We start from the raw sequence: 8,090 nt of genomic DNA on the forward strand, positions 1-8,090 counted from the left end.
CAAAAACGTGAAGTAAGCTTGTGTCTGAAGGCCGACCCGGTCCGCCACTTCGTATATCTTGATGTGTTCGGGTCCTGGTCCGCGAACGACTCGTCGTCCGCAGCTTGTTCGACACTTACGATTAAGCGCGGAGAGAGCATGCTTTATTTTTCCAAATAAAAAAAGCCGCCTGCTTCCGGAAGATCCTCTTCCAGCTGCAGGCGGCCGACTTTTGGCGCAGCCTTATTTAATGTAATTCAGAATAAATTGCGCTGCTTCCGCACGGGTTGCCGCAGCCTTTGGCGCGAACCGGTCCCCGCTGCGGCCTTGCACGAGCCCGAGCGCGGTTGCCTGGCTGACGCTGTCAGCCGCCCAAGCCGAGATATCGCCCTGATCGGCATAGCTCGAAGTCGTTGCAGGCTGCGATTGGCCGTTTATTAAGGCATAGGCTCTCATCAGAATCGTGACAATCTCTTCTCTGCTGATTTGCGCGTTCGGTTCAAAGCGGTTGTCGCTTCTTCCGTTAATGATGCCCGCCTTGACCATGGCGCTCACGTAGCCTGCATACCAGGCATCCGGAGCTACATCCTCGAATGTCTGATCGCCGTTATCGGACAGCTTCAGTACGCTTGCCATCAGCTTTACGAATTCGGCGCGGGTAATCCGGCGCGAAGGATCGAACGAAGTCTCCGAGACGCCGTCGATCAGATGCTTGGCGGACAGCTTGCGGATCGTATTCTCCGCCCAATAGCCGGCAGGAATGTCGCTGAACGTTTTGTTGTATTCAAGCAGCATATAAACGCCGTCGCGCGGCAGCTCCGCAGTTAACCGGCTCTCCTTCACCTCTCCGCCGAGATAATGCAATGTGCCGTCGGCATCGACTTGGTACACGCCCAAGAGATCGGGATCGAAGCCGGATTCCACTTCCCAGCTCATAACGACGGGCTCCGAAATCGGGGCGGACGCTTGCAGATTGCCCTTGGCATCCGCAATGCTCAGGCTAAATTGCACGCTCTTTCCCTTGACGCTGACACCTGCTCCGGTCTTGATGCCGGTCGTGTCGGCTGGCTTAGCGTCAATCGACAAGCGGAACGTACCGTCGGCAAGCTGCCATTCGGTCGCGCCTGACTTCAGCTGCTTGAGCTGCGCCGACGACAATGTCATTTGCAAGCTGCCGGTACGAAGAACCAGCTTGTTATTGCCGATATATTCGTCGGCTGCGATCGGCAGATCGACTACGGTCACGCTGTCTTCCAACTGGATCGTTATCGAGCCGTTCTGAGGCTCTGCCTTCAATTGCTCCGGCTTAAGCGCGGTCTTGCCCGATGCAGGGGGCTCGGGCGTATTCGTCGCCGGCGTATCGGCTGGAGGCGTTACGGGTCCGCCGGCGACGTTCACTGCAAAGACCAGCTCCTGGCTGTCAGCGGACGACGTATACGCTCTGCCGTTCAGATACACGGTATTTGTCACCGATACTTTGTAGTTGCCCGCATCTCCCATCGTGACCGCATTTTTCGTATACGAGTCCGCAGCAGCGCCTTCGATCGGCGCCCCATCCTTGTACCATTGATAGCTCAAGTCTCCATACACTGCGGAGGAGACCGACGTAAACGTCACGCTTTGACCGACGATTGCCGGATTTGCGCTGGCGGATACAGTCGGGATCGTCGGTGCGGGCACGACCGGTTGAACCGTCAATTTAAGCTCGCCGCCGGTCCGCGTGACCGGATTTTCTTCTCCCTTCCCGACGAGCACGACGCGGTAAAGCTTGCCGTCGTCGGACGCTTGCGGCGTGAAGGTATAGACCGGCGAAGTCGAGCTCTGAATCGTCTGCCACTCGTCCTCGTCCGGCAGCTTCGATTCCCAGCGGATCGTCTCGATGTCTCCGTTAGCCTGGACGTACAGCGTCGTCTCTTCGCCTAGCGCCGCATCGCGCGCCGCCGGCAGATCCTGAACGAATGCCGGGTCGATCCATTCGTCTGTCGGAGGCAGCAGGCTCCATTTGGCCTGTAGCGTCATGTCCCCGGCAACCTTGTCGGACGCAAAGTTCCATTTGATCCCGTTGTTGTACCATCCCTCCAGCTCGTAGCCGGCTCGCGTCACGCCAGTCGGTTCGGTCAAGGTCGTATTCAATACGCCTTGCACCGCTGCGGTGGACGATTGTCCGCCGTTCGCATCGAGCGTGATCGTCTGTAGACCTCTGAGGTACAGCGGCTCGGACGTATTGCCTGCATAATCCTCCATGACGACAGAAACGACTTGCGCCGTGGAGGCGAAGCTCAGGCTTGCCTTCGTCGTGCGTCCGCGAATAATCATCGGCTTGTTGGCGGATGCGCCCGAGAGATAAGTAACGGCAAACGACTTGGGCGTTCCATCCTGGTAGACGTACATATATCGCCAATCCCGCGTGTTCGGCATCGGGAGGCTCAGCGTATTGCCGTTCCACGACCACTTCTCCGCATAAGGCAATATCGTCTTGTCCACGAATGTGCCGCTCACGGTCACGGGTTTGCCGCTGCCGATCGTAATCGTCAGCTTATAGTCGTCGCCGTTAATCGGCAGACCCGGAATTACGGCGCTGGTAGAGCCAGCCTCTGCCTGGATCTGCTGCGAGACAGGCGCTTCGGTCGTAATCCAGTTCACCGAGCGGATATCCAGATTCACGGGGCCCGCAGCGCCCTGCGGGTCGCTCCAATGGACGGTCATATCCCCGTTGTCGGCTTGGCTGACGGAGATGCCGGATACTGTCGCGTTCAGATCATAATTCATTTGCGCTGCCGGACCTTCGACGCCGTCGGCGCCTACCGCCGCTACCTTGATTGTACCGGACTTGGCAGGCAGGTCCTTAATATAGAAGCGATCGTCATACTTGCCGCCCACGAATACATCGTTAACGTACACGTTGTATTGCTTGATTTTCGTATAGTCGGCATCCATGCTCCATTGGACGTTCATTTCATTGGTGTCCGCGAAGGCGTCGGCGATCGCGAGTCCCGTCGGCGCGGCAGGCGTCTCAGCCGAGCCGTCGTAGTAACGGAGCTGACCGACGTTGACCTGATAATCCGAGATCGACGAGCCTTGGCCTGGCGCGAATACGAGTCCCATCGCCGCGATGGATTTGCCCGCGTAGCTGCCGAGATCAAGCTGAGCGGTCGTCCAGCCTTGCGTCTGCTTTCCGCTGCCTGCCAGCGGCACCTTCACCATATTCGTCGGATCGTCCGCAAAGACGAGACCGAGCGACATGACGGAGCTGTCGTCCGCGGAGGACTTGTCGTAAGTAAGCGATACTTTCGTATTCGCGTTGACGCTTAAGTCCGTCTTGTAGAGACGCAGAAAGTTGTCCGCGTCAAGCGCACCGCTGACCACAAGCGAGCTGCCGCCGCTGTATCCGCCGACCGGCGTATACTTGAAGCGGGTCGCGCTCGTCTTAAACTCCGGACCGTAGTCGTAATCAACGGCCAGGCGGCTGCCCGTCGTATCCTCCCACCATTCCCAGGTGACCGGGATGTCCTGAAGGCTCATGTTCGACCATTCGTCTTCGTTGGATACGTCTCCGTTCACGTAGTAGTTCAGCCCATGGCCCGTATTGAAGCTGGAGTAGAAATTGTTGCCGGCGATCACGGACCGTTCCGTAATCGCGGATGCGACGCCCGGCCAGTAACGGTTGTCCGCATACACGTCCGAGACCGTATTCGTTGCGGATTTGGCCGTATTCACGGGATTCACGTTCGGTCCCGACCACCACAGCTGTTCTCTAAGGAAGGTCATCCACTGGTAATCGTTCTCGGACCTTCGGGATACCGGATACGCTTGTCCCATGTCCTCGTCTAGACCGGCATGGACGAAATCCGCGCCAAGCATCGCCAAGCTTTCTCCCGGTATGCCCCCGACAAGCTTGTTGCTTAGATGCGTGCCGTTCGTGGCAGTAAAGCGATTCCCGCCAGCCTCGATGCCTGCATACCCTACGTCGTATATGTCGTAATCTGTTCCCAGCGTCGTATTAAGATTGCTTAAGTATGTTTTGGCGCTATTCAGCAGGGTATTGTTCACTCCATAATCGAAGAAGAACGAGTTCGTTACCGGCTCCTTGGTCGTCTGGTCCACCAAAAACGATATATTGTTGTTGTTGAACGTTCTCGAATAGGTAGTAGCGCCGTTGTTCGTCGTCAACGAATCGTACCACTGGACATACAGTCCGCTCTGCTGCAGCACCTTCAAGAATGCGACGTAGGTCGGGATATCGGCCGTCGCGACGTTCGGACCCGATTCTTCCTGATTAAAAAAGTAGCCGTCGTAGCCATAGTAGCGCGCCATCTCGATCAGCTTGGCGGCGACGGGGAAGTTGCCCTGCTCGTCCTTGATGAGCATTTGCTTGTAGGTTTGCTGCCCGCGGTCGTTGTTCGAGAAGAAAATGCCGGCAAGAGACATGACGCCGTTTTTATGCGCCGCATCCGTATAGGTCGGATTCGGAATATTCAGAATTCCAAATTCGAACCATTTCTGCGTCCAATCGGCCTGCGCCGTCGCATCATAATATTCGGGTGGCGTATAAGCCGTCGCCGTACCGTGCCAGTAGGAATAGAAATCCGTATACTGCCAGAAGCTGAAATGATATTGCGCGAATTTATTCGTGTACGGGGCGTTCTCGATGAAGGCGTTGCCATAATCGCCCGCGACCGTAATCATTTTCGCGTTCGGGTTCAAGGCCGGATTCGCCTGTGTCGCGGCAAGCGGCGCGATTCGCGTCTGCAGCGGCACCCGGGATCGCAGCATCTCCGCGTACGGATCGGTCGACGGACTCCAGTTCGCGATCTGGTTGCTGGTGTAGCCGTGAATGCTCGGCTGGTTGGCGCCTTGCGCGCTGTCGTCCTTGAACGGCCAGGTATCCCCAGCCTGCGCCTTCTGGGCGAATTGCAGGCTGGACACCAGCAAAGCTGTGGTTACGACTGCCGTGGTAACCTTGGACAACTTCTTTTTTCGGGCCAACTTTTTCAATGATTTTCCTCCTTGTCCTTGGACTCTTATGTGAAGTCATCTATTAGAATAGTGAATGAAAACACTTTCAAAAACAGATAAACTAAAGAAAACGTGTTCATTTTAAAGATTCATGATCAAAATACCACAAAAAACCACGTTCTTCTGAACGCGGTTTGCGGTCGTTGTCAGGCGAAAACCCTCTTTTGAAGCCTTTCGCGCAAATGAAATTTTCGCAGGTCGCCTGCTTCTATTCGAGCATCGCGGGCCTATCATTCTCTGCCCCCGCGATCAGAATGGCAGCATCCACGACGCGAGATGCGTAACCCCATTCGTTGTCGTACCAAACGAGCAGCTTCAACTCATTTTCACGCGTCTGCAAGCTCAATCCGTCGATGATCGCCGAATGCGCGTTGCCTATGTAATCGGAAGACACGAGCGGAAGATCGTTGTATGCAAGGATGCCGCGGTGTTCGCCCTCGGCTGCGCGAACGAATATATCACGTATTTCCGATGGTTCTGCTTTTATCCGCAACTGAAGCACGACATCAAGCAAAGATACGTCTTGCACCGGAACGCGAATGGATATGCCTTGAATCCGGTCGGCAAGATGCGGCAAAATTTTTCTTAACGCTTTGCCGACGCCCGTACTCGTAGGAATGATCGAACTCGTACAAGAACGTGCCCGTCGCAAATCCTTGTGCGGATTATCCAGGTGATTCTGGTCGTTCGTATACGCATGGACCGTGGACATCCATCCTTTTTCGATGCCGAAGGCTTGATCGAGCACATGCAAGACCGGCGCCAGACAGTTCGTCGTGCATGACGCAGCCGACAGCACGCGATGCCGTTCGGGATCATAATGGCGTTCATTGACGCCCATCAGCATAGTGAAGTCTGATTGGTCTGCCGGCGCCGTCAACAGGACTCGTTTTGCGCCGGCGGTCAGATGCTTGGACGCATCGGCGCGGTTGTTGAAGCGTCCTGTCGCGTCGATGGCCAGACTTACGCCCAACGCTCGCCATGGCAGTTTTTCCGGATCCTTTTCGCACACGATCGCGATCTTCCGGCCATTGATCATCAGTTTGCCATCTACAATGAGGATGTCTGCATCCCAGGTGCCGTGCACGGTATCATACTTTAGCATGTGTGCCAGCGCTTCTAAGGTCCCGGTGGAATTGATCGCGACAAGCTCCGCATTCCGTGGCGCTTGATTAATCAACCTTCGAATTACAAGTCTGCCGATTCTGCCTGTTCCGCTAAGTCCAATCCTCATTTCACAACCCCCTCCTATATAATGCGTCATAATTATAACATATATTTTATATATGACTCATTAAAATATTTAATATGACTCATAAATACCAATGATGTGGTTGCGATCCTTACCTCCGGATAGCGGCTCTGGGGCCCCCTTAATAAGCTCCCGCCTTTGTTTTTAAGATACAGATCGAAGAAATCAAGCATATAGGCATTGATAATGGCATTCGCTCTTCCGGAGTCGACCTTTCCTGTAACGCCCAGCCATTTGAATACAGGAGAAATGAACGCGACGTCGGTAAAATTCAAATGCTCCGTATTGTCGATATAAATTAATTGTCCGCCTGCTGCAGCCGTATCGCGCATTCGATCAAGCTCCCGCTTTTTGTCTGCCGTTACTTGTTCCATCCACGCTCGCGAGTTGCCTATGCGTTTTAGCTCTGCATCCGTATAGACGTGGTTATCCATCGCCATCTTTAATCTTGCGAATTCACTCTCCGAGTTCATGAACAAAAACGGCTTTTGCAGCCCCTCTCTGTCGCGCAGTCGATACAACGCTCCGTCCAAGTCTACGCCAACCGCGATTCGCGGATCGTAAGCAGCGTCAAAGGCCGTCGCGCCGCCGATCGAATGACCGAACGTCCCGACATGGCCGAGATCGATTTTCCCTTTGAGGAGACTGGAAATCTCACCCGATTGGATACGTTCGAATTGGTCCAGCACAAACGTCGCATCGTCGGTTAATACTTTTCCCAGCTTATCGCGATTGCCGCTTTCCGTTCGATAATCATGGTTGGAAGAGAATAAGCCGTTTGTCGTGCTCGTCGTGATTCGACCGTCCGGGAACTCGGTCGCGAATGTGTTGTAGGTGTGGTCAATCACTGCCACGATATATCCGTGGCTCGCAAGATTTTCGGCTTGCGACGTATGGAGGAACCGGGAAGAGCCAAAGCCGGGATTCCCAAGGAGCAGCGGGTATGAAGGCTGTGCCGAAGAGACTTCAGCTTCCGAGTAGGCATGACTGGCTACGTATTTCAGATGTTGAAAAGTAAATCCGGGGAGTCCATAGTTCGCGGCCATATAAGGTAATATCCGTGGATCTTGAATAAAGGGATCGTACTCGCCGTTGCCGGCTTGAGCTGGATACCATACATGGACCATCAATTCTCTCTTGCGATCTCCGGCTTTGTCGTAAATCTCGTCCCTTCTTGTATCTACGAGATGGAACGTTTGCGTCCCTACTTTATACTCGCCTGTCGGCTCTGGCAGTTTAAATACAGGGAAGACATATAAGAGACCCGCTGTGACGACCAGCATGATCGCTGCAGCAGTATAACCGGAAACCGACACGAACCGCGGGATGTTTGTTGAGCCGTTTTTTTTAAAATAGAAATAACCTGAAGTGACGAAACAAACGGCTGTTAAGCAATAGGGGAAAATCAACTGGACTCTGTAGCCTTCCACGGTCAAATGAATGACCATGAAAAGCGCGGCGACGCCGCTCGCAGCGAATAACGGAACTTTGCGCCGTCCCTTTTTTAATCGGACCGATAATGCAAACAAGCCGATGTTTGACAAAAAAAGCAACCATTCAAACAGCCTCATCCGGATTCTCCTCTTTGAATTGTAATTTCGTTTGTTCCAATCTTATCCGGAGAGGCTGACCCGAGCTATCGATTTTCCTTACATGTACCTTGCAATTTTGTAAGTCAATTTGTGGGTCAAAAATCATGCCCGCAGAAAAACGTTAAAAGGGGCTGTCCCAAAAGCCCTTTGAAGTTGAAGCAAAAAGCTGAAATGAAGCCGAAATAGCCAAACGGGACGAAGCAGGGGAGTTTCCTGCTTCGTCCCGTTTGCGTTTTTGGTCGATGGCGACT

3 protein-coding genes are annotated in these 8,090 nt (G+C 54.0%); all 3 read right to left on the reverse strand.

Annotated elements, in window-relative coordinates; all coding sequences use genetic code 11:
- Window positions 1-222: 222 nt before the first annotated feature.
- The 3 genes from ACFOTD_RS29705 to ACFOTD_RS29715 all read right to left on the reverse strand — a co-directional run bounded on the left by ACFOTD_RS29705 (window position 223) and on the right by ACFOTD_RS29715 (window position 7,818).
- On the reverse strand, window positions 223-4,974 hold the full coding sequence (locus tag ACFOTD_RS29705; protein WP_378123581.1) for an endo-beta-N-acetylglucosaminidase: 4,752 nt from the start codon (window positions 4,972-4,974) through the stop codon (window positions 223-225).
- A 229-nt stretch (window positions 4,975-5,203) separates the two neighbouring features.
- Window positions 5,204-6,229, reverse strand: a complete 1,026-nt coding sequence (gap, locus tag ACFOTD_RS29710; protein WP_378123582.1) for a type I glyceraldehyde-3-phosphate dehydrogenase — start codon at window positions 6,227-6,229, stop codon at window positions 5,204-5,206.
- 32 nt (window positions 6,230-6,261) lie between these two features.
- Window positions 6,262-7,818: an alpha/beta hydrolase family protein gene (locus ACFOTD_RS29715; protein ID WP_378123583.1), complete on the reverse strand. Its 1,557-nt coding sequence runs from the start codon at window positions 7,816-7,818 to the stop codon at window positions 6,262-6,264.
- Between the last annotated feature and the right edge of the window lie 272 nt (window positions 7,819-8,090).

The sequence above is a fragment of the Cohnella sp. GCM10012308 genome (genome assembly GCF_042649185.1).
Lineage (GTDB): Bacteria > Bacillota > Bacilli > Paenibacillales > Paenibacillaceae > Cohnella.